Genomic DNA, 20,085 nt, shown 5'->3' with positions numbered 1-20,085 from the left:
CGCATCTCGCTGAGCTCGATTACCCGACAGCGTTCGCAGTCCCAACGGCGTACCGTCCGGGTCCACCTATGGGAGGAGTCGAATGAGTTTCTTGCAGCAGGCAGGGCAGTCCCCGGACACCGCGCGGATGTTCGACAGCGACACGAAGATGATGGGCTATCTGCCCAACTACACCAGGTTGTTCGCCCACAGCCCGGCCGTGTACCTGGCATGGCAGCAGCTCAACGGTGCGGTGAAGGACGGGATGGAACTGCGCCGCTACGAGTTGGCGACCCTCGCCGCAGCTCGGGCCCTGAAATCCTCCTACTGCGGTCTGGCACATGGAAAGGTCCTACGGGACAAGTTCTTCGACGCGCCGACCGTGGCCGCCATCGCGTCAGACCACGGAAGCGCCGGTCTCTCCGCGCAGGAGGTCGCAGTCGTCAACTTCGCCGGCAAGGTCGCGGCCGATGCGAACTCCGTCACCGAAGCCGACGTTGCGGACCTGCGGGGTCACGGTCTCGATGACACGGACATCTTCCACGTGATCCTCGCGGTCGGCGCCAGATGCTTTTTCAGCACTGTCCTCAGCGCTGGTGGGGCTGAGCCCGATCCGCAGTACAACGAGAGCCTGGACGTGGATCTGCGGCAGGCGCTGAGCTTCGGCGGTTAGACCCAGCGAAGACGCAGCGACCGGTCTTTCCAGCGCCAGCGAGCGAGCCGCCGCGACAGGCAATCGACTGGCGTCGCTCAATGAGCGGCTCGAGACTGTAAGCCCCGCCCACGCCGAGGCGGCGAGGCGGGCGTGGTTGTGGGTCGGAGGCCGGCGAGTTGGACGTAGACCTCGCGTCTGCCGGTCGCGTCGCCTCGGCGGTTGATGACGTAGCCGGTCAACCAGACCCAACCCTCGTGCGCCGGCCGGTCGCAGACTGAGACGACGCGGAAGGTCAGCGCGCGGTCTCCGGAGAACTGCACCGAGGCTCGGCCGTCGATGACGAGCAGGTCGCCGGGGGAGGGTCGCGCGGTCACCAGCGGCCGGTGTTGCGGCCCTGCTCCGGCGCAGGCGAGCACTCCCGCGCGTGCATGGTCTGCCAGTCGCGCAGCGCTCGCTTGATCCGGTCGTTCTCCTGGCTGAGTAGCCGTACCGTCTCGTTGAGCATGGCCAGCTCGTCGCTGACCCGAGCCTGGAACTCGCGTACCTCATCGGGGTCGACGCCGCGCCGGCAGGCGGCGAAGTCGCGGGTCCGCACCTCGTGCGGCGTCAACCGGCCCGGGTAGCCGGCGGGGTAGGGCTGGCCACCTCGATACACCTGAGCCACGACGATCCTTTCTGAGGGCCGGGGGAAAGCGCAAAGGGTCCTTGTGGTGGGTCGGGAAGGGCGGGTCGTCCGCGCGGGGGCCGCAGGCGACCCGCCCGCTCCGCCGCCGCAGCCCAATTCGGCGGTACGACAGCAGAGCAGTCCGGTGGGTCGGGACGGGCACAGGCACCCGCCCCGACCAGGGGTTGAACCGAACTCGTTGCCACGCGAGGATCGGTTCGGAATCAACATAGCTAGACATGTCAGATGAGTCAACGCTGCTTGTTAGGCGCGTCGCGGTGTGATCAAATCGGGTTGCCACGCGAGGAGTGCCATGCGAGAAGTGCCGGATTACTGGCGCATCGCCGATGATGTGATCGCCGACGTCAGGTCGAAGAAGTTGAAGCCCGGGGACAAGCTGCCCTCAATCGCTGAATTGCGTGCTCGCTATGACGTCAGCCACGGGACCGTGCAGATGGCCTACGCCCGGTTGGAAGCGCTGCGGGTGATTCGACGGCAGCAGGGCAAGGGCGTCTTCGTGACCGACCCGAAGACCTGGATGCGGGAGCCGTAGCCAGCACGGATATCAGCGGGCTCTTACCACAACCTCCGGCGGCCCGGGTGATCGTCCACAGGTGCGTTCGCTGTCCACAGCAGCCCCTGGCCTGACAGCGATCAGAGGCACGGTGGGCTCGTGGACGCGCGCTTGCAAGACCTGCTCGATCGACGTGGTGGCCTCGCCATGCGGCGCGAGATGCTCAGGTTGGTGCCTCCCTGGACGCTTCAGGGCGCCTGCCGGGCAGGTCGGATGGTCCGGGTACTGCCCGGGATCTACGTTGACGCCGCGCTGGTCCGCGAAGCGGAGCCCAGCCTGCCGCTGCTGGCCCGAGTCGGGCCCGAGGTGGCTCGACGGGCGGCGCTGGCGTACGCCGGGGGGCGAGCGGCTCTGAGTCGGCTCACCGCGCTCGACGTGTGGGGACTACGCCGCCAGCCGCCTGACGAGCCGGTGTATCTGGACCTGCCCAGGGAGGCAGGCCTGCGGCACCGCCCTCAACTCGTGGTGCGCCACCGGTCCGACTTCGCGGTGGCGCCACCGTACGTCGTGACCCGGAACGGATTGCTGGTCACCCGGCTTGACCGAACCCTGGTGGACTCGTGGTCGCTATTGCCGCCGGTCGACCGATCGAGTCTGCTTATCCGTGCCGTCAACGACCGGCTGACCACGCCGCAGCGTCTGGTCACCGCGCTCGCGGACGTGCCGAGGGTTCCCGACCGTTCGGTGCTGTGTGGTCTGCTGGACCGACTGGCGGCTGGTTGTCGCAGCGCGCTGGAGATCTGGGGTCATGAGCACGTCTTCACCGGCCCGGGCATGCCCGCGTTCGTCCGGCAGGCGCGGGTGCGGGTGGGGGCGCGCACGTTTTACCTGGACATGTTCGCCGAGGCGGAGCGGGTCAACATCGAGCTGGACGGCGCTACCAGCCACGGCGATCCGGCTGAACGCGAGATCGACCTGCGCCGCGACGCACTGCTCGCCACCGTCGGAATACTCGTCGTCCGCTTCACGCATCGTCGCCTCACCGCGAATCCGCTCCAGGTCCGGCAGGAAACCCTCGCCATCCTCGCGGCCCGACGCCGCCTAACCATGATCAAGTGATGAAAAGTAGCTCTCAGAGCGCCCGGGAACCTACTTTTCATCACTTGATCATGGGGGCGGAGGGGTGGCGAGGGGCAAGGTGCGGCGGGGGCAGGGGCAGGGCGAGGGGCGAGGAGGCAGGGGTGGCGGGGCGGCTCAGTCGACGGTGGGCTGCGTCGGACTCTCGTGGCTCTGCTGAGGCGGGATCGGGGGCGTGCTTGGCTGCTCTGGCTGGTGGTCGCCGTTGCGCCGGAGGAGGTCGGTGATCCAGCGGGCGGCTTCCCGCTGCGCGGTGAGCATCTGGTCGCGGGCGTCGGCTACGTCCTGGTCGTCGGCGTCGTCGTTGAGGATCGTCGCCCACTGGCGGCTCAGGTGTTCGGCGTACCGGGCTTTGCGGAGTTGCTCCTCGAACTGGTATTCGAGTTCCACCATGCGGTCGACGTGCGGCTGGAGCGCCGGCATGATCCGCTCGTCGAGGCGGACGGTGGCGTCGGGGCGGCAGGTGAGCGTGATGTCGCCCCGCTGGTAGTGCCACCGGGGGTCTTCGGCCAGCGCCTGCTGCAACGCCACCTCAAGGTCGGCGGCCCGGTGCGGTGGCAGGTCCCGGGCGGCGTCGGCGGCGAGCCGGGTCAGCCGCTGGATCGCGTTGGGCTGGAAGTACTGCACGTACCAGCTCAGCACCTCGGCCCGCATGGTCGCCGGTGAGGACCAGGCGAACGTGGCGCGGACGTAGAACGAGTACACGTAACCTCGGGCAGGCACGGCGATCAGCCGGGGCGCGTCGCGTTGTTCGACGAGGGGGCCGGAGGGTGCCGGGGCGGCACCGGATCCGACAGGTGCCTCGTCCTGGAGCGCGGCGACCAGCCGATCCCAGTTCCGCGCCCACCAACGCCAACCGCGGACACTGCCGTCGCGGGCGACGACCAGCGCACGAGTGCCCCGACGTCGCCACAGCTCCGCGGGCCTCGGCCTCCCGTCGGGGGCGTCCGTCATGGCACCCCTCCACGGCCTCGGTTCCGCGTCTCACGCTAACAACCAGTGCCCGAAATGCCCGTCGCCACGCCGGCACGGGAGCGCCGCCGCCGGTGGAGCCGGTACGACAGCCACGCCGGCACGCGAACGCCGCCGCCGGTGGAGCCGGCACGACAGCTACGCCGGCACGGGAGCGCCGCCGCCGGCGAAGCCGGCACGACATCACGCTGTCGTCTGGTGATCGTCGAGGAGTCGCGTGCCGGTCAGTCGGGGACGACATCCTGCCCGGGTGCGCACACTGCCGACCGTCGTCGCGTACCGGCTGCTCGGGGGCGTCGGTGCCACGCTGCTGTCCGGCGCCGGCCTGGCCGCCGGGGCGCTGCCCGTCGGCGCGCACGCCGCCTGGTGGAGCGCGTTGCGGCAGCTCGCGGGGCCGGGGCTGATCTGCGGGTACGCCGGTCTGACCCTCCTCGTCGCCGCCTGGTGGTGGGCGGGCCGGCACCGGCACGCACCCGACGAGGTCGTCGACCGGCGGTCCGCCGCGCTCACCCTGGCCTGCTGGGCGGGGCCGCTGCTGGTGGCGCCGCCGTTGTTCAGCCGGGACGCGTACAGCTACTTGGCGCAGGGGGCGATGGTCCTCGCCGACATCGACGTGTACCGGCACGGGGTGGCCCAGTTGGGCGGCGCGTTGGCCGTCGAGGTGCCGCAGATGTGGCAGCAGACCCCCGCGCCGTACGGGCCGGTGTTCCTCGCCGTGGCGGCGGTCGTCAGTGGTGTGACCGGCGGCAAGCTGGTGCTGGGGGTGCTCGGCCTTCGTCTGGTGGCGGTGGCCGGGGTGGCGTTGCTGGTGGCGTACCTGCCCCGGCTGGCTCGGCACTGTGGCGTCGACCCGTCGGCCGCGCTCTGGCTGGGCGTGCTCAACCCTCTCGTACCGTTGCATCTCATCGCCGGCGCGCACAACGAGGCGGTGATGCTGGGCCTGCTGGTGGCGGGGCTCAGCCTCGCCTTCGAGCACCGCTACGGCGCGGCGACAGTGCTGGTCACCCTCGCCGCGCTGGTCAAGGTGCCGGCGGTGGTCGCGCTGCTGGTGGTCGTCTCGCTCGCCGCGCGTCACCGCGGGCTTGCGACCTCGGTGGCACGCACGGCCGGCGTCGCGGTGGGCACCGCCGCGGCGGTCACCTGGGCCACCGGCATGGGGTACGGGTGGGTCGGCGCGCTCGGCACCCCGATGTACCGGCACAGCTGGTCGATCTCCAGTGCGCTGGGTCGGGTGGCGCTGCGGGCGGCCGGACGGTCCGGTCTGCACCTGGGCGACGCCCCGATGCGGCTCTGCCTGGCACTGGGGGTGGTCGCCGCACTGGCCGTGGCGGTCGCCGCGTGGTGGCATCGGCGGCGGCTCGGCCCGGCGTACGCGCTGGGGTTGGTGCTGCTGGCGGCGGCGCTGCTCGGCCCGGCGACCCGGCCCTGGTACGCGCTCTGGGGTCTGGTCCTGGTCGCGGCGGCGGCGCACGGGCGGGCCCGGCCGGCGGCGGCGCTGGGGGCGGTGGTGCTCGCGTTCGTGGCGTTGCCCAGTGGATTCGGACCGGACGCGGCGCAGGCGGCGCTGGCCGCCGCCGGGGTGCTGGTCGGGCTGCTCGCTGTCGGATCACTGCGCCTGCTGCTGCCACCGGCTGCCGTGCGGGTGGCCCGATGAGCGCCGACCGCCGTCGGGCGGCGACGGTGGCGCTGCTGGCCGTCGTCCTCACGGTGGCGATCGCGGTGCTCCCCGGTCACCGGGGTTGGTTCGACGTCGGCGTCTACCACGGCGCGGTCGGGCACTGGGCGCGCGGCGGTGACCTGTACCAGTGGACCACCGGCAACGGGTACGGCTTCACCTACCCGCCGTTCGCGGCCGTCAGCATGCTGCCGATGGCCGGGCTGGCCTGGTACCCGACGATCGTGGCGAACCTGCTGCTCACCGCGCTGGCCGTCGCGTTCCTGCTGCACCTGCTCGTGGATCCGGTGGCCCGACGCCACGGGTGGAGCCGCTGGTACGCGCTGGCGCTGTCGTGCTGCCTGCTGGCCGGGCTGAACCCGGTGCGGGACACGGTCAGCTTCGGGCAGGTCAATCTGGTGCTGGTGGCGTTGGTCTACCTGGACCTGTGTTTGCTGGAGCGGGGCAGCCGGTTGGCCGGCGTCGGGACCGGGCTGGCCGCCGCGGTCAAGCTCACCCCGGCGGTCTTCATCGGTTATCTGCTGGTCACCGGACGCTGGCGGGCCGCCGCGACGGCCATCGGCACCGCCGTCGCCGCCACCACCGTCACGGCGGCGTTCGCGCCGGACGCCACCCGCACGTTCTTCACCGAGGCGTTGTGGGACACCGACCGGGTGGGCCGGTTGGCGTACGTGTCGAACCAGTCGGTGCTCGGCGTGGTCGCCCGGCTCGATCCGACGCACCCGGACCGGCGGCTGTGGGTGGCGCTGGTCGCCGTCGTGCTGGTGGTGTGGGCGACGCGGGTACGCCGGGCGGTGCGCAACGGCGACGAGCGCGCCGGCTTCGCGGTGACAGGTGTCGTCGCGTGCCTGGTCAGCCCCGTCACCTGGGTGCACCACCTGGTGTGGCTGGTGCCGGGGCTGGTGGTGATCGCGGCGTCCACGCTGCCGTGGCCGCCGGCCGACCCGACGGCCCGTCGGCGGGCACGTGCGGGCGTCGCCGGGTACGTCGTGCTCTGTAGCGGGCTGGTCTGGGTCTTCGCCAACGGGTCGGCCGGGCCGCTGGGGTTCCTCGGCGCGAACGCGTACGTCTGGGTCAGCGTCGGGATGCTCGTGCTGGTGCCGGTCGGACGCCGCGTTCGCCGCCCCATGCTGAGTCGCTGCCGGCCGCAGGGGTCGACGACGGCTCACTGTGGGTGACGGAGTCCGGCGGCGGATGGTCCGATCAGCGATATGACTCAGAGGTATGAATATGACTCTGAGGTATATCGCTCGGTAGTAACTCCGCCTGCCCGCCGCCGGCCCGCACCTGTGTGGTTGCTCAGTTCCCGACAGTCGGGGCGGCAACCGGGCGCGGTGACGGTGGCGGTGACGGTCGGGTGACGGGCCCTTCGCGATCCTCGTGCCGAGCCGGGCACTGTGCACCGGCGCGGGCAACGGGGAGGCCGTGCGGTGGACTTCGTCGACGGGGTGCTGGTGCGGTTGGCCGACCCGGGCACCCGCGCGTCGCTCTTCGACGAGGCATCGCTGGCGCACCTGGTCGAAGCCGCGTACGACACCGAGGCGATGCCTGTCGCTCCGCCGTACGCGGCGGTCTTCGACGAGCTGACCCTCGGCTTCGCCGCCGCCCCCGTCACCGTGGCCGAGGGGGAGTGGCTGGGCTCGGGCGGCACCACCCGTACCGAGTTGCGGGTACGCCTGCACGGCCTCGGCGGCTCGGCGCTGCGCATCGACGCGTTGTGGCGGGGCAGTCTCGTGGTGCGTACCAGCGCCGCCCGGGACCGGGTCGAGGACCTGGACGTGGCGGTGCCCGCCTTCGACGTGGACCCGCAGATCATCGCCGACCTGGGCGCGTTGCCGGCCGACCCGGCGCAGTTGGAGACCGAACGCCGGACGCGGCTGGTGACCCGACTGCGGGCCGGGCTGCACCAACCGGCCGCGTTCACCGACGCGCACCTGGACCGGCTGCTCGCGGGTGTCGGCGCCACGAACGCCGGTGACCTGGTGACGCGGATGCGCGGACAGGCCGCCGGGGCCACCGTGAAGCTGCGCTACGCCGCGCCGTCGGCTGCCCCACCCACCCCGCGCCCACTGCCGTTCGCCGCCGCCGTGCTGGTCCGCGACAAGGGTTTCTCCCTGGCCGACCTGCTCGTCGAGACCCGCCTGGTGCGGGCCCGCGCCGAGGAGTTGGGGCTGGACGTGCCCGCACCGGACGACGTCCGGCGACGACACCGGGTGGTCGCCGTCTGGGTGGTCCCCGTCGAGACGTTCGACGACGACGGTTGGCCCGGCGGTGACACCGGCACCGACGTACAGAAGCGGGCCGCCCGGTTCGCGAGGGCCGGCCAGTGGCTCGCCCGCAGCGGCATCGGACTCGCCGCCGTCTCGACCTGAGAACTCAGACCAGTAGCAACTTCGTCCGGGAGGACCCGTGGCACCGACAGCAGCATTCCCGTTCATCGAGGTCCGGATCGTGCCACCACCGGCCCCGCTGGCACAGCGTTCTCCGGGCGTCATCGCCGTGGTGGGCAAGGCGCCGTCCACCGCCGACGGGGGCTCGGCGCCGGCGAACACGCCGGTCCGGATCGAGACCCTCGACGACGCGGTCACCAACTTCGCCCGCCGGCAAACCGGCAACGTCGTCCGCAACGCCCTCTACAACTCGTTGGAGTTGGCGTTCCTGCAGGACCCGCGCCCGGCCAAGGTGTACGGGGTCAAGGTCGCCGGTGACGACTACGCCGCCGCGCTCGGCGGTCTCGAAGCCGCCGACGACGTGACGATGGTGTCGCTGGCCAACGAGTCGAGCGTCGGCAACCCCGCCGGGGCGGGCGCGCCCACCGGACTGCACGCCCTCAAGGCGCACGTGGAGACGATGTCCGCGGCCGGTCAACGGCGGATCGGGTTCGCCATGGTCAACCCGGCCACCGACAAGAGCCCCACCTACGTCACCGACATCACCACCGCCGCGAACCCGCTCAAGAGCAGCACCAGCCGGATGGTGATGATCGCCGCCCGGGGCGCGGACGGTGACGCGGCCACCGCCGCGATGGCCGCCGTGGCCGGACTTCCCGTGCACCACAGCATCGTGCTCAAGAAGATCCGTGGGGTCGCCATCCCGGTGGCCAAGCAGTACAGCCCGGCCGAGATCAAGGGCCTGTCCGAGGCGAATCTCACCCCGATCATCGACCCGACCCTGATCACCGGGGAGAGCCTGCACTTCGCCGACGGACGACTGTTCACCTCCGACGCCAGCCTGCTGCACGTCGACCTGGTGCGCACCCTCGACCAGATCGAGTTCATGCTGCGCGCCGGCCTGATCGGCCTGGTCGGCGACGCGCGGATCACCAAGCCCGGCATGACCCTGCTGAAGACCCAGGTCGACGGCATCCTCGGCCCCCTCAAGCGGCAGGCGGTGATCGACGACTACACCATCGAGATCCCGGTGCTGGACATCCTCGCCATCCCCGAGGTCGCGCGTACCGCCACCGACACCTCGATCGTCACCGCCGCCCGGGCCGACCGCACCGTCGACCTGGTCGTCACCGTCACGTACGGCCCGGCCGTGAGCCGCCTGCTGGTCACGCTCGTGGCCAAGTTCTGACCCGGAGGAACCAGACCATGGAGTGGAAGACCCGCCTGGCGGTGCAGTACACCAAGGGCACCGAGACGGTGCTGATCAGCCCCATCGACTCGTTCAGCCCGTCCTTCTCGCTCAACGTCGAGGCGCTGCACTCGTGCGAGGTGACCCACCTGGGTGTCATCCACGCGCCGGTGTCGATGAACTTCACGATGACCGTCAAGGCGATCGGGGACGTCGCCGGCCGGCTCACCAAGCTGGCCCTCGACGGGGACCTGTTCGACATCGCGCTGCTGGAGCACACCGGCGACGACTGGGCGTTCTCGTCCTTCGTCCTGCGGGACTGCCTGATCACCAGTGCCACCCCGACCACCGCCACCATCTCCGGCGCTCCCGCGGCGACCTTCAGCGGCTTCAGCCTGGCCGCCACCGTCGACCCGAAGACCGGCGACCAGTCCGTCCTGCCGTAACCCCACGAGGATCAACCGGAGGTAACGAATGGCGACCGGTGCTGGGCGTGCCGCCCGGGTCACCCGTACCGGGCTGGCCCTGGTGCACGCGGGTGAGTTGGTGCTGCCGGCGGCCGGTAGCGAGGCGGAAGCCGAGCAGGTCGCCGAGGACGATCGCGCGGTCATCGCGTACCACTTCCCGGTGGAGATCGAGGTGGTCGCGGCCGGCGGCGCCCTCGACGCCGACGCGCTCGCCGACCTGGCGTTGGCCCGCCTCGCCGAGCACCTGGACGGGCGGTTCTGACGGTGGCCATCTCGGTGCACGTGCCGGTGCGGATCCGGCTGGACGCCCGGTCGGTGACCGAGCGGCCGGAGGTCGTGACCGAGGCGCTCGGCGCGGCCCTGGCCCGCGCGTTGGAACGTTCCCGCCGCGAGGTGGTCGCGCCCCGCGGCGGCTACCTGGAGGTACGCCCCGCAGCGCCGGAGTTCGGTTGGACCGGCGCGGGCGTGCGGGAGGTGTCCCCGGACGACCGACGGGCGTTCGAGGCCCGGCTGCGCCGGCGCATCGACGAGGTGGTCACCGCGGCGCGGCTGGACCCGGGGCTGCCCGCCGGGGTGGCAGTGCCGCTGAGCCGGCCGGCGGCCGAGCTGTTCGATGCGTCTCGGATGCGCCACCTCCTCGCGGTCTACCGGGTGCCGTCCTACGACGACGGCGGGGACGCCGCCGAGGTGCCGGTGGACGGCGACGAACCACCGCCGGTGACCTACCAGTGGCTGCTGCGCCCCGCCGCCTACCTGGCCAGTCACCTCGGCGAGCTGGGTCAGGAGGCGGTACGACAGCACGGTGGCCTGCCGTCGGGCACCCCGCAGGGCGTGATCGCCCGGGTGATCGGCACCGACGGTCGCCAGGTCTGGGCGGTCATGGTGAACACCACGCCATGGTCGGTCCTCACCTTCGAACGGTTCGGTGAGACGGTGTTCCAGCCCACCCCGCAGCCGCACTTCGAGGTGGAGGAGCGGATCCCCAGCCCACAGCCCGGCACTGTGACGCGGCGGCCGGTGGCCGGGCGCAGCGCCCTGGTGTCGATGGTGGACGAGGAATTGAGCGCCGACATCCGGCAACGGCTGCGGATCGCCCAGCCGCGCGGTGAGACCACGAGTGTGGACGAATACCAGGCGCAGATCGAACGGGCCGTCGACGCCGAGGTGACCCGGCGGGTCGACGCGATCCTCGCCTCGGTGGGCGGGGCCGCCCCGACCAGCCTCGTGGTGGTCAGCATCGGTGGGACCTCCCTGCTGCTGGTGGGCACCGAGGAGACCGAGGGTTCACTGCACTGGACCGGCACGGCCAACCTTTTGCCGATCAGTGTCGAGCACCGACCGGTCACCCCGCCGGATCCGAACGCGCCGCCCGGCGGAAGCATCGGCGACGGCACCAGCAGCGGTGCCGGCGGTGGATCCGGCACCGGACCGGGTGGCTCGGGGAGCGGACCGGGCGGCAGCGGACCGGGCGGCAGCGGCTCCGGCGGCCTGGGCACCGGCACCGGGCCCGGTGGGGGTGCCGGCGGCAGCGGCGGGGACGGCACCGGCGGTGCCCGGCGGGGAGGGTTCGTCTTCGACCCGAGCAGCCCCAGCGCCCCACCCGGCACCGACGGCCGACGGTTCCCCGTCGTCACCGGCGCGCACTCCGAGATGCGGGCCTGCGCCCCCTTCAACGGCGAACCGGAGCTGGCCGCCCTCGGCCCGGACGGCGACGAGCTGCGCCGGCTGATGGACGACATCGCGTTCCGCCTACAGATGGGCGAGCCGTGCCACTATCCGGCGAACTTCTGCCTCCAGGCCGCCGCCATGCTGCGCGGCCGGGCCGCGGCGATCAGCGCGCTGGTCGGCTCGGCCGAGCGGGAGGCGTTCACCCGACCCGTGCCAGAGGGCAGCGGGCGGCTCGGCCCGCTGGACTTCCGGCCGGTCGCCTCGCCCGCCGTGCAGTTCCTGCGCCACCTGGCCGGTGTGGTGCCCCGCCTGGACCGCCTCGCCCAACTGGTGATGGGCCGCTACAGCCGGCCCGAGCACTTCGCCCGAATCCAGGGCGGCTGGATCGACACGTCCGCGTCCTGGAACCTGCACTTCGTCCAGGCGTTCAGCTCGGCCATGAAGGGCGCCGTCGGGCAGCTCTTCGTCGTCGGCAGCCAGGCCATGCTGGTGCAACTGCTGCTCAGCTCGCGTACCGGCATCGACGCCCGGATCACCAACTTCGACAGGTACGCCCCGATCTTCGAGCGGCTGATCGTCTCGCAGCTCACCGACTACGCCGAGCTGCAGGGGTTGCGGGAGCGGCTGCGCCGCCACGAGGCCGCCCGGTGGACGCAAGCGCACACCGACCTGGGCGGCGGCACCGTCGCCACGCTGAGCATGGCCAACCCGTCCACCGCCTGGTACGGGGCCGCCCGTGCCATCTCCAGCGCGTTCCTCGCCACCGAAGCCGCCCTGAGCAGCCCCGGCGCGGCCGGCGAGATCGTCGAACGCGACGGCACCACCCGGATCCGTGACTCGCACGCGGTGCTGTGGACCCTCGCCGAGATCGAACAGGCGCTGGTCATCCAACGCGGCGAGGCCGAGGGCGTCGACCCGCTGGTCAAGCAGATCACCGACCTGCCCGACGTGCTGGCCCGCTTCGCCGGCAACCGTGCGGCGATCCGCGACGAGCTGTGGCGGGTGCTGCAGGACATGCGGCGCAACAACACCGAGATGCTCGGCCGTGCCCGCACCGACGCCCGGTTCCCGTTCCGGGCCAGCCGCATCAGCGAACACATCCCGTCGGCGACGATCCCCCGGGGACGGTACGCGCTGCAGGGCATCCACCTGGTCACCCACCAGCAGATCGGCGAATTCTTCGGCGGCAACCTCTACTACGCCACCGGCGTCGACGACCTGTTCAGCACCGAACTGGGCCGGGAGGCGCTGAGCGCCTTCGCCACCATGGTGGGGATCATCGCGTTGTCCGTCCTCTGCCCGCCGCTGGGTTTCGTCGTCGGGGTGGCCGTCGCCGCCGTCGACGTGGCGCACGCGCACGGTCGCGAGCGCCTCTACTCCTCGATGCTCGACCCGGAGCTGGTGCTCACCCGCACCGAGGTCGAGGTCGAGCTGTTCGCCGCGTACCTCGGGCTGGCGATGTCGTTGATCCCGGAGGCCGGCACCATCGGCGGCGCGGCCGTGCGCGGCGGCCGGGTCGCCCTGCGCTTCGGCGTCCGCGCGGGGCTGCGCGCGGCCCGGGGGTACGTGGTGCGCCGGGTCACCCGGCAGATCGTCGAAGCCGCGTCCCGTGACCTGCTCCAGGCCTTCCTCACCGAGATCCTGCTCAACGAGGTGCTGGAACGGGTCGTGCAGAAGCTGATGGAGCCGATCCTCGCGTACGTGGAACGCGAGGCGATGCTCAGCGGCGCGGTCGGCGGCCCGGAGGGCGCCCGGTTCATCCTCATGGTGCTCGACTCCCAGCCCGGTGGTGCCGCCGCCGGGCCGCGCGTACCGGTGGTGCGGCCGTGACCGGGCCACGCCGGTTCCGCGCCGGCCGGTTCCTCGACGCCGCCGCCGTGCATGCCGCCGCCGACGCGAACCCAAGGCTGCGCCGCTTCATGCGGACAATCGCCGAGCACAGCGAAGCCGGCGAGGTGCGCTCGCGGCGGCTGCTGGAACATCTCATCCGCCGCATCGTCGACGACGTCGGTGACCTGCACCTGGGCAACGCGCTCAACCGGTTGGAACGCATCGCCGTGCTGCGCGACAACATCGCGGCGATCCTCGACCACGTGCTGGAGGGCGGCACCCTGCCCGAAGGGGTGCGGGTGGCCACCCTCGGCGAGTACTTCGACCAGCTCAGCACCGAGATGCGCGAGCTGAGCCGACCCCGCGACGGCATCGTCGGCGACGCGCCGCTGCGGTTGGCCGACGACGCCGCCGCGTACGCCGACTCGCTGCTGCGCGAGTTCGACGCCGGCAGCGGCGCGGCCGGCCGGCACGTCGAGCCCGCCGCGATGGTCGGCGACGCGTTCCGGGCCATGCCGGCGGACCGGCAGGCCGCGCTGCGCCGGGCCGCCGAGCTGGAACCGGCCGCGCTGTGGCGCACGGTGGCCGCCGAGACCGAGGGCGGCAAACGGGCCGCCGTCGCGGACCTGGAGACCCGTCTCGGCGGACGACTGACGCCCGACGAACTGGCCCGGCTGCGGACCGCCGTCGACGACCTCGGTCGGGCCCGTTCCCGCGCCCTGCAGGTGAACGACGCCCGGCTCGCCGAGGCCCTCGCCCGGATCGGGGACGCGGACCTGCGGGCCGTGGTGGCCGGCGGCGACGTCTGGCTCACCCAGCAGCTCGCCCTGCACAACCCGGAGGCACTGACCACCCTGTGGCGGCGTTTCCGGGACCGGGGTGGCCGTGCCGACGACGGCCCCGGCTTCCGTGCCTACCTGCGCCACGACATGGTCACCTACGGTCGGGGCGTCCTCGGCGAGTACAGCGCCGCGTTCTCGTTGAGCAGCATCGAGCTGTTCCTCAAGGGCCCGGACGCCAACGTCAAGGTCGCCGGCACCGACCTGGTCGGCATCGGCCACGACGGCTGGGTGTGGTTGATCGACGACAAGTCGCACCGGGCCACCAGCGTCGCCGGGGTCAGCGCGCTCACCGACAACCTCGTCGCCAACCTGCGCCGCGACGCCGCCGACTTCCGCGACGCCATCGCCCGGCTGCAACGCGACGACCCCGGGTTCACCCCCGACCCGCGGATCCTCGACGCGATCTCGCGGATGGAGGACGCCGCCGCCGAGATCGACCGGATCAACCGGCGCGGCTCCGCGTCCACCCGGCCCGCGCGGATCAGCGCGGCACTGGAGGAGCGCCGGCTGCGGCTGCGCGTCACCAGCGCCGCCGGCGAGGTCCGCGAGATCACCCAGGCCCTGCGCGACCTGGGCCTGGCCGTCGAACCCACCGGTACGCCGGTGCCGCTGCCACCCGTCGGAGGGCGCTGACCATGGCGATCACCAGCAGCTTCATGCGGTACGGCACGGTGCCGTCGGCGATCATCAGCGACGGGGTGCTGCCGATCCCACTGTGGGCGGTCACCGCCATCTCCCTCGCCCAGACGTACCACCTGCCGCCGATCGGCTCCACCGCGCACAAGGCCATCGTGGCCACCCACGACGACACCATCACGCTGACCGGGGTGCTCGTCGGCGCGGAACGCTACGCCTGGAAGTTCGCCCTGGAGACGATGGCCGAGGCGAGCAAACGCGGCACGGCCCTCGCCGCGTACTCCGGGGGGAAGTTCGGCGGGCTGATCCTGGTCACCTCGATGACCATCCGCACCGACATGCAGGTGCAGTCGTTGACTTTCAACGCCTCCGCCGCCCGCCGCGACGTCCTGGACACCACCATCACCCTCGTCCACGTGCCCCGTCCCAGCCTGCTCGGCAAGCTGCTCGACGTGGCCAGCATCGGAGTCGGCGCGCTCGCCGACGGGTTGGGCAACTGATGCCACCGTTCCCGATCGACCGCTACCTGCTGCCGGAGACGCCCGTCATGGTGCCCGAGGGGTTCACCGAGGTGCGGCAGAGCCTCACCGCCGGCCTCCCGCACCGCGTCGAGCTGGGCGCCGGTGTCCACGCGGTGCTGATCCTGCCCACCGGGCTGGCCCGTCAGTGGCTGGCCACCGACCCGCTCGCCGTGGTGAGCAGCTCCGCCGACGACCTGGCACCCCGACCCGCGCCGCCGGCCGCACCCCCGCCCCCGGCGCTGGTCGGCCGGGTGCCGCTGCGCCTCGTCGTCCGCCAGGGCACCCGGATCCTCGGCTCCCTGCCGCTCGCTGCCGGCCTGCGCCGGGTCTGCCCCGACGCCGGCCTGACCACCGACACCGGCTCGTCGACCGCCGCCGGCTCGGCTCCGATCGCCGTGGAGCTGCTGGTGCTGACCTGGCTGCTGCACGCCGGGACGGTACGCGGATCCGGCGACTACGGCTCGTCCATCGTGCTGGCCTGGCGTCGGGCCGACCGCGCGGTGGACCAGTTCGGGCCACCTCCGATCAATCAGTTCGTCTGGCGTCGCCGCCCACCCGCGCAGCGCGTCGAGTCCGAGCTGGGCCCGGCCCGCCTGCGCTACCGGTACCTGCTCGACAAGAAGCTGCGGAGGATGCTGCGATGACGCTCACGCCGTTCCAGGCCGGTCAGGTCCGCCAAGGCGCGGTCGGCAACGACGCCGGCTGGACCATCACCTTCCACCGGGAGACCCCGACCGGGCTCAGCCCCGACGTGGCGCTCACGCTGACCAGCGCCGACTACTACGCGGCCATCGACGCCGCCCTGCCCGACGGGTTGGGCGCCGGCGCGTACACGGTCACCGTGCAGGGGCTGATCGACGAGCACTTCGCCGCGCTGCGCACCGCCGAGGGGCAACCGCCGCTGGTGGCGAAGCTGCACCTGTACTGGCGCGACGCCAACACCTCGGTCGGCGCGTTCTTCACCAACCTCGTCGGCGTCAACGCCGGCCCCACACCGGCCGAACTGACGCAGGCGCTGGTCGCCGTGCTGCGCGTGACGAAGGTCCGCCGGCTCACCGGCGAACGGACGTACGACACCGAGCTGACCCTCGTCGAGCAGGCGTACGCCCGACTCGGGCAGCGGGTCGCGCAACGGTTCGAGGCGGCCACGTTCAACGCCGCGGTCCAGACCATCGCCCAACGAACCGGAGTGGACATCACCACCTGGGGTGCCAACCCGGACGGCACGATGACCCGGGGCGCCACCGAGGCGGCCGGCGACGAGCGGGCCGCCTTCGGCGCCGGGCTGCTCTACCGTGCCGCGCTGGAGCGGATCGGCGGTGCGGTGCAGCAGTCGCTCAACGCGTACGGGCGGGGGATGCTGCTGATCCGCGACGGCACCGTGCACGTCGGCAAGCGCCCGATCCCGTACCCGGAGGGCGAACCGAAGCCGCTCACCCTCGCCACCGGCCTGCTGGCGTGCACCGAGAACGGCAGCCAGGACACCGACCCGTACGCGGCCACCGAGGCCGGCGGCACCGCCGCGCCCCGCCGTCGGGCGTGGACGCTGACGCTCAAGGGCCGCCCGGACCTGAAGCCCGGTGACCTGGTGCGCTTCGACCCGCCCGCCACCGACGAGGCCACCACGCTGGGTAGCGTCGGCGCGGCGCTGCTCGGCTCGTTCGCCGCGCCGTTCGCCCCGTCGACCGGGGAGTTGGGTGCGGGGGCGAAACTGCTCTACCTCAGCGCCGCCCGGCACACACTGTCGCGTACCGCCGGTTTCGTCACTGTGGTGCAGGGCGTCGAGGTCGCCGCCGCCGCACAGGCCTGGGACAGCTGGAGCGACGCCTCCGGTGTGGCCGCCGCCGAACCGGCCGGCCCGACCTCGTCGCCCGGGGTGGCCGCCGCCGACGCGGTGCGCCGCGCCGCCCGGGCGGCCCGGGGCGAGACCCGCGGCCTGGAGATCGGCGAGGTACGCGCGGCGGCCACCAACGCCAGCGGCGCTGTCGAACCACCGGCGCAGACCGAGACGGTGTGGGAGGGCCTCGTTCGCCCGGACGGCCGACCCAACGGCGCCCGCCGTCTTCCGGTACGCCGGGAACAGCCCGCGCCGCTGCCCGGGGTGACCTACCTGACCCCGTTCGCCTGGGGCGGCTGCGGGCTGATTCTGCCCCGCTACCCGGGCACCCGGGTGGCGCTCGCCTACCGCAACGGCGCGCCGGACGACCCGGTCGACGTCGGCGCGCTCTGGCCCACCGGGCACGCGCCGGTGTCCGAGCCGGGGGACTGGTGGCTCTCCCTGCCGGTGGGGGTGGCCAGCACCAGCCGCTCGTCGATCGGTGACACGGTGACCCCCGCCGACCACGACGGCAAGGTGGCGCACGACCTCACCGACGGCGACGGCAACCGGGTCATCGAGCTGGGCGAGCTGACCGTGCGGGTGGGCCGGGCCCAGCTGAAGGGGCGCGGTCAACGCCCGGCCCGCGCCGACGAAGCCGACAGCATCACCATCGAACACGCCGCCGGCGGGTCGTCGATCGTGATGAAGCAGGACGGCTCGATCACCATCACCGCCACGCAGATCGACCTGGACGCGGGCAACGGCGCGGTGAACATCAGCGGCGGCACGGTCAGCATCGCCGCCGACGACGTCGACGTCCAGGTCAGCAACGCGATGAACGTCCACTGAGGGGAACGACATGGCCTTCGTGCTCACCACGTCGAGCGACGTGCACTGCCCCAGCCAGGGAAAGGTCTCCCCGGCCGGGCAGGGCAAGCTGACCGTCGACCACAAGCCGGTGGTCCGGCTCGACGGCATCAGCGGCAAGTCGGTGACCGGCTGCACCATCGCCACCAGCAACTCCACCAAGCAGTGCAGCACCGTGGTCTCGGCCACCGGAGCCGCCGGCAAGCTGACGGTGGGCGGAGCCGGGGTGGCACTGGGCTCGCTCAGCGGCGCCACCGACGGCAGCACCTCCGGTCTGGCCGCCACCGCCGGGCAGACCAAGCTCAAGGCGGTCTGAGATGAACCGCACCGAACGGGAACGGCAGGCCGCGCAGCGCCGCTACCTCGGCTGGGGGCTCGCCTTCGAACCCACCATGCCCGGCGTGGACCTGGCCCGCGATGTCGTCTTCGACGACGGCCCCAACGGCCGGGTGCTGGCCCTCGTCGCCGGCACCGACAACGTGGCCCAGAGCCTCGCGGTGGCACTGACCACGCTGCGCGGCTCCAACGTCTTCGACGCCACCTTCGGCTTCGACGGTCTCAACGCCCTCGCCGAGCAGATCGAGCCCAACCTGATCCGCGAACAGGTACGCATCGGCATCATCACCCTGCTCGACCGCGACCCGCGCGTACGCAAGATCGTCGACGTGAACCTCGACGACGGCCGGCTCGGCGCGGGCACCCCCGACGACGCGGCGCGGGCCGCGCTGCGCTCGTCGCGCACCCTCCAGGTCCAGGTCCAGTTCGAAACCATCACCGACGACCGGCTCTCGGTGCATCTCGGGGAGCTGCCGAATGTCTGATCCGACCCTCCCGGCCGAGCTGGCCGACGTCCTGGCCGTCGACGCCGCCGCCCTGCGGTCCACCGGCTCGACCGGCTTCGGCATCGTCGAGAGCGGATTCGTGCCGAAGTCCTTCGCCCGGCTGCTCGCCGAGAAGCTGGCCACCGCCCGGCTGCTCTTCGGCGACGACATCGACCTGACCAGCGGCGCGGTCCTGCGCAAGGTCCTCGAACTGGCCGCGCTGGAGGACGCCCGACTCTGGGCGGCGATCGGGGCCGTCTACGACAACTCGTACGTGGTGTCGGCGACCGCCGACGCGCTGACCCGCCTCGGCGAGGAACTCGGCATACCCCGGCCGTACCTGCCGGCGCGCGGCACCGTGAAGCTGAAGCTGAAAGCCGCGCTGCCCACCGGCCGTACTCAGCTCACGCTGCCCCGGGGCGCCCGCCTGTCCACCCCCGGCGGGCACCACGTCGCCCTGGACGAGACGGTGGTGCTCTCCGCCGCCGTGGGCGAACGCGTGCCGGCCGTCGCCGCCTTCTACCCCGGCCCCGCGCACAACCTCGACCCCGCGCAGCCCAACCAGAAGATCGACAGGTGGAACCGGGCCGACACCCTGCTGGCCGACCTGGACGACGCCGAGCAGGCCGCCGGCAAGGAGTTGGTGGAGATCACCCACACCGTCGCGCTGACCGGGGGTGACCAGCAGGTCCCGGACGCCCGCTACCGGCAACTGCTGCTGGCCGCGCCCCGCTCCATCTGGACGGCCGAGGCGATCGGGTTGGCCGTGGCAACCGTGCCCGGCGTACGTCAGGTGCAGGTCTTCGACGGCCGAGGAGGGCTGGACCTCAACCAGTCCATCTTCGGCAACTTCAACTTCATCGAGCGGGTCTTCAGCACCGAACGGGACCTGGGCAACCCGTACTACGTCACGGTGCTCGTCGCGCCGACCGCCGCCGCCATCTGGGACGGCCCGGACGGTCTGCACGCCGCCGTCGAGTCGGTCATCGAGGACCTCCGCCCGGTGGGCATCTTCGCCTCCGTGGACCGCGCCGACGAGGTGGGCATCGGCGTCGAGGCGGACCTGGTGATCCGGGGCCTGCCCCTGCCCACCGGCTCGAAGGAGACGGTGAACGCGTCCACCGCCGCCACCGAGCTGCGCGCCCGCCTGCACGCCCGGCTGCGCCGCTACGTCGACGAGTTGCCCTTCGGCGAGCCGGTCCGCGCCGCCGAGGTGATCTGGACGCTGATGAACGAGCCCGGCGTCGCGGACGTCCGCGACCTGCGGCTGGTCCGCTTCCCGGCCGACTCGGCGGTGGTGGTCACCGGCAGCGCACCCACCGGCGACGGCGTCCAGCGACTGCCGGTCGGCGACAACGCGGTGCTCGCCGCGAACCAGGTGCCCGTCTACGTCGACCGGGACGACCCCCGGCCGTTCCGGATCGTCTGAGCGGGGGCCC

At 72.4% G+C, this 20,085-nt stretch carries 19 protein-coding genes; 17 read left to right on the top strand and 2 right to left on the bottom strand.

Annotation, left to right across the window (positions count from 1 at the left end):
• The first annotated feature begins 82 nt into the window (after window positions 1-82).
• Window positions 83-652, top strand: coding sequence for a carboxymuconolactone decarboxylase family protein (locus O7631_RS23845; protein WP_278146265.1), 570 nt, complete (start codon window positions 83-85; stop codon window positions 650-652).
• A gap of 352 nt (window positions 653-1,004) precedes the next feature.
• Here O7631_RS23845 and O7631_RS23840 read toward each other — a convergent pair whose 3' ends face one another.
• Window positions 1,005-1,298 carry a DivIVA domain-containing protein gene (locus tag O7631_RS23840; protein ID WP_278146264.1) on the bottom strand — a complete coding sequence of 98 codons (294 nt, stop codon included), beginning with the start codon at window positions 1,296-1,298 and terminating at the stop codon, window positions 1,005-1,007.
• 313 nt (window positions 1,299-1,611) lie between these two features.
• On the opposite strand from O7631_RS23840, the gene O7631_RS23835 reads away from it, so the two are divergent.
• Both O7631_RS23835 and O7631_RS23830 read left to right on the top strand, forming a co-directional pair.
• Window positions 1,612-1,851, top strand: coding sequence for a winged helix-turn-helix domain-containing protein (locus O7631_RS23835; protein ID WP_030490587.1), 240 nt, complete (start codon window positions 1,612-1,614; stop codon window positions 1,849-1,851).
• 120 nt (window positions 1,852-1,971) lie between these two features.
• On the top strand, window positions 1,972-2,931 hold the full coding sequence (locus tag O7631_RS23830) for a DUF559 domain-containing protein (RefSeq protein ID WP_278146263.1): 960 nt from the start codon (window positions 1,972-1,974) through the stop codon (window positions 2,929-2,931).
• A gap of 135 nt (window positions 2,932-3,066) precedes the next feature.
• Here the strand turns inward: O7631_RS23830 and O7631_RS23825 are convergent, their stop codons facing one another.
• Window positions 3,067-3,903, bottom strand: a complete 837-nt coding sequence (locus O7631_RS23825) for a hypothetical protein (protein WP_278146262.1) — start codon at window positions 3,901-3,903, stop codon at window positions 3,067-3,069.
• Window positions 3,904-4,171: 268 nt separating this feature from the next.
• Between O7631_RS23825 and mptB the strand changes: the two genes are divergently transcribed.
• From mptB to O7631_RS23755, 14 genes are all read left to right on the top strand, one after another.
• Complete coding sequence (mptB, locus tag O7631_RS23820; protein WP_278146261.1) at window positions 4,172-5,575, top strand: polyprenol phosphomannose-dependent alpha 1,6 mannosyltransferase MptB; 1,404 nt, start codon at window positions 4,172-4,174, stop codon at window positions 5,573-5,575.
• Complete coding sequence (locus tag O7631_RS23815; RefSeq protein ID WP_278146260.1) at window positions 5,572-6,774, top strand: glycosyltransferase 87 family protein; 1,203 nt, start codon at window positions 5,572-5,574, stop codon at window positions 6,772-6,774. Before mptB ends, O7631_RS23815 begins: the two co-directional genes overlap by 4 nt.
• A gap of 252 nt (window positions 6,775-7,026) precedes the next feature.
• Entirely contained in the window at window positions 7,027-7,968 is a 942-nt protein-coding gene (locus O7631_RS23810) for a hypothetical protein (protein WP_278146259.1), read from the top strand.
• Between the two features lie 37 nt (window positions 7,969-8,005).
• Window positions 8,006-9,175, top strand: a complete 1,170-nt coding sequence (locus O7631_RS23805; protein WP_278146258.1) for a hypothetical protein — start codon at window positions 8,006-8,008, stop codon at window positions 9,173-9,175.
• 17 nt (window positions 9,176-9,192) lie between these two features.
• On the top strand, window positions 9,193-9,621 hold the full coding sequence (locus O7631_RS23800; RefSeq protein ID WP_278146257.1) for a hypothetical protein: 429 nt from the start codon (window positions 9,193-9,195) through the stop codon (window positions 9,619-9,621).
• 28 nt (window positions 9,622-9,649) lie between these two features.
• A complete protein-coding gene (locus tag O7631_RS23795; RefSeq protein WP_088989350.1) occupies window positions 9,650-9,904 on the top strand; it encodes a hypothetical protein in 255 nt (84 codons plus the stop codon).
• Window positions 9,905-9,906: 2 nt separating this feature from the next.
• A complete protein-coding gene (locus tag O7631_RS23790; RefSeq protein ID WP_278146256.1) occupies window positions 9,907-13,140 on the top strand; it encodes a hypothetical protein in 3,234 nt (1,077 codons plus the stop codon).
• Window positions 13,137-14,615, top strand: coding sequence for a hypothetical protein (locus O7631_RS23785; protein ID WP_278146255.1), 1,479 nt, complete (start codon window positions 13,137-13,139; stop codon window positions 14,613-14,615). Before O7631_RS23790 ends, O7631_RS23785 begins: the two co-directional genes overlap by 4 nt.
• 2 nt (window positions 14,616-14,617) lie before the next feature.
• Entirely contained in the window at window positions 14,618-15,118 is a 501-nt protein-coding gene (locus tag O7631_RS23780; RefSeq protein WP_053659787.1) for a hypothetical protein, read from the top strand.
• Window positions 15,118-15,783, top strand: a complete 666-nt coding sequence (locus O7631_RS23775) for a hypothetical protein (protein ID WP_278146254.1) — start codon at window positions 15,118-15,120, stop codon at window positions 15,781-15,783. The genes O7631_RS23780 and O7631_RS23775 overlap by 1 nt, the downstream gene beginning before the upstream one ends.
• The gene (locus O7631_RS23770; RefSeq protein ID WP_278146253.1) at window positions 15,780-17,807 is read left to right on the top strand and encodes a hypothetical protein; all 2,028 of its coding nucleotides are present in this window, start codon (window positions 15,780-15,782) and stop codon (window positions 17,805-17,807) included. Before O7631_RS23775 ends, O7631_RS23770 begins: the two co-directional genes overlap by 4 nt.
• 10 nt (window positions 17,808-17,817) lie before the next feature.
• Complete coding sequence (locus O7631_RS23765) at window positions 17,818-18,141, top strand: hypothetical protein (protein WP_278146252.1); 324 nt, start codon at window positions 17,818-17,820, stop codon at window positions 18,139-18,141.
• Window position 18,142: 1 nt separating this feature from the next.
• On the top strand, window positions 18,143-18,646 hold the full coding sequence (locus O7631_RS23760; RefSeq protein ID WP_278146251.1) for a hypothetical protein: 504 nt from the start codon (window positions 18,143-18,145) through the stop codon (window positions 18,644-18,646).
• On the top strand, window positions 18,639-20,075 hold the full coding sequence (locus O7631_RS23755; protein WP_278146250.1) for a baseplate J/gp47 family protein: 1,437 nt from the start codon (window positions 18,639-18,641) through the stop codon (window positions 20,073-20,075). The genes O7631_RS23760 and O7631_RS23755 overlap by 8 nt, the downstream gene beginning before the upstream one ends.
• Window positions 20,076-20,085: the final 10 nt, after the last annotated feature.

Source organism: Micromonospora sp. WMMD967 (genome assembly GCF_029626165.1).
GTDB classification, from domain to species: Bacteria; Actinomycetota; Actinomycetes; order Mycobacteriales; family Micromonosporaceae; genus Micromonospora; species Micromonospora taraxaci.
Note: the sequence above shows the minus strand (reverse complement) of the source record. Positions and strands in the feature narration are given on the sequence as shown.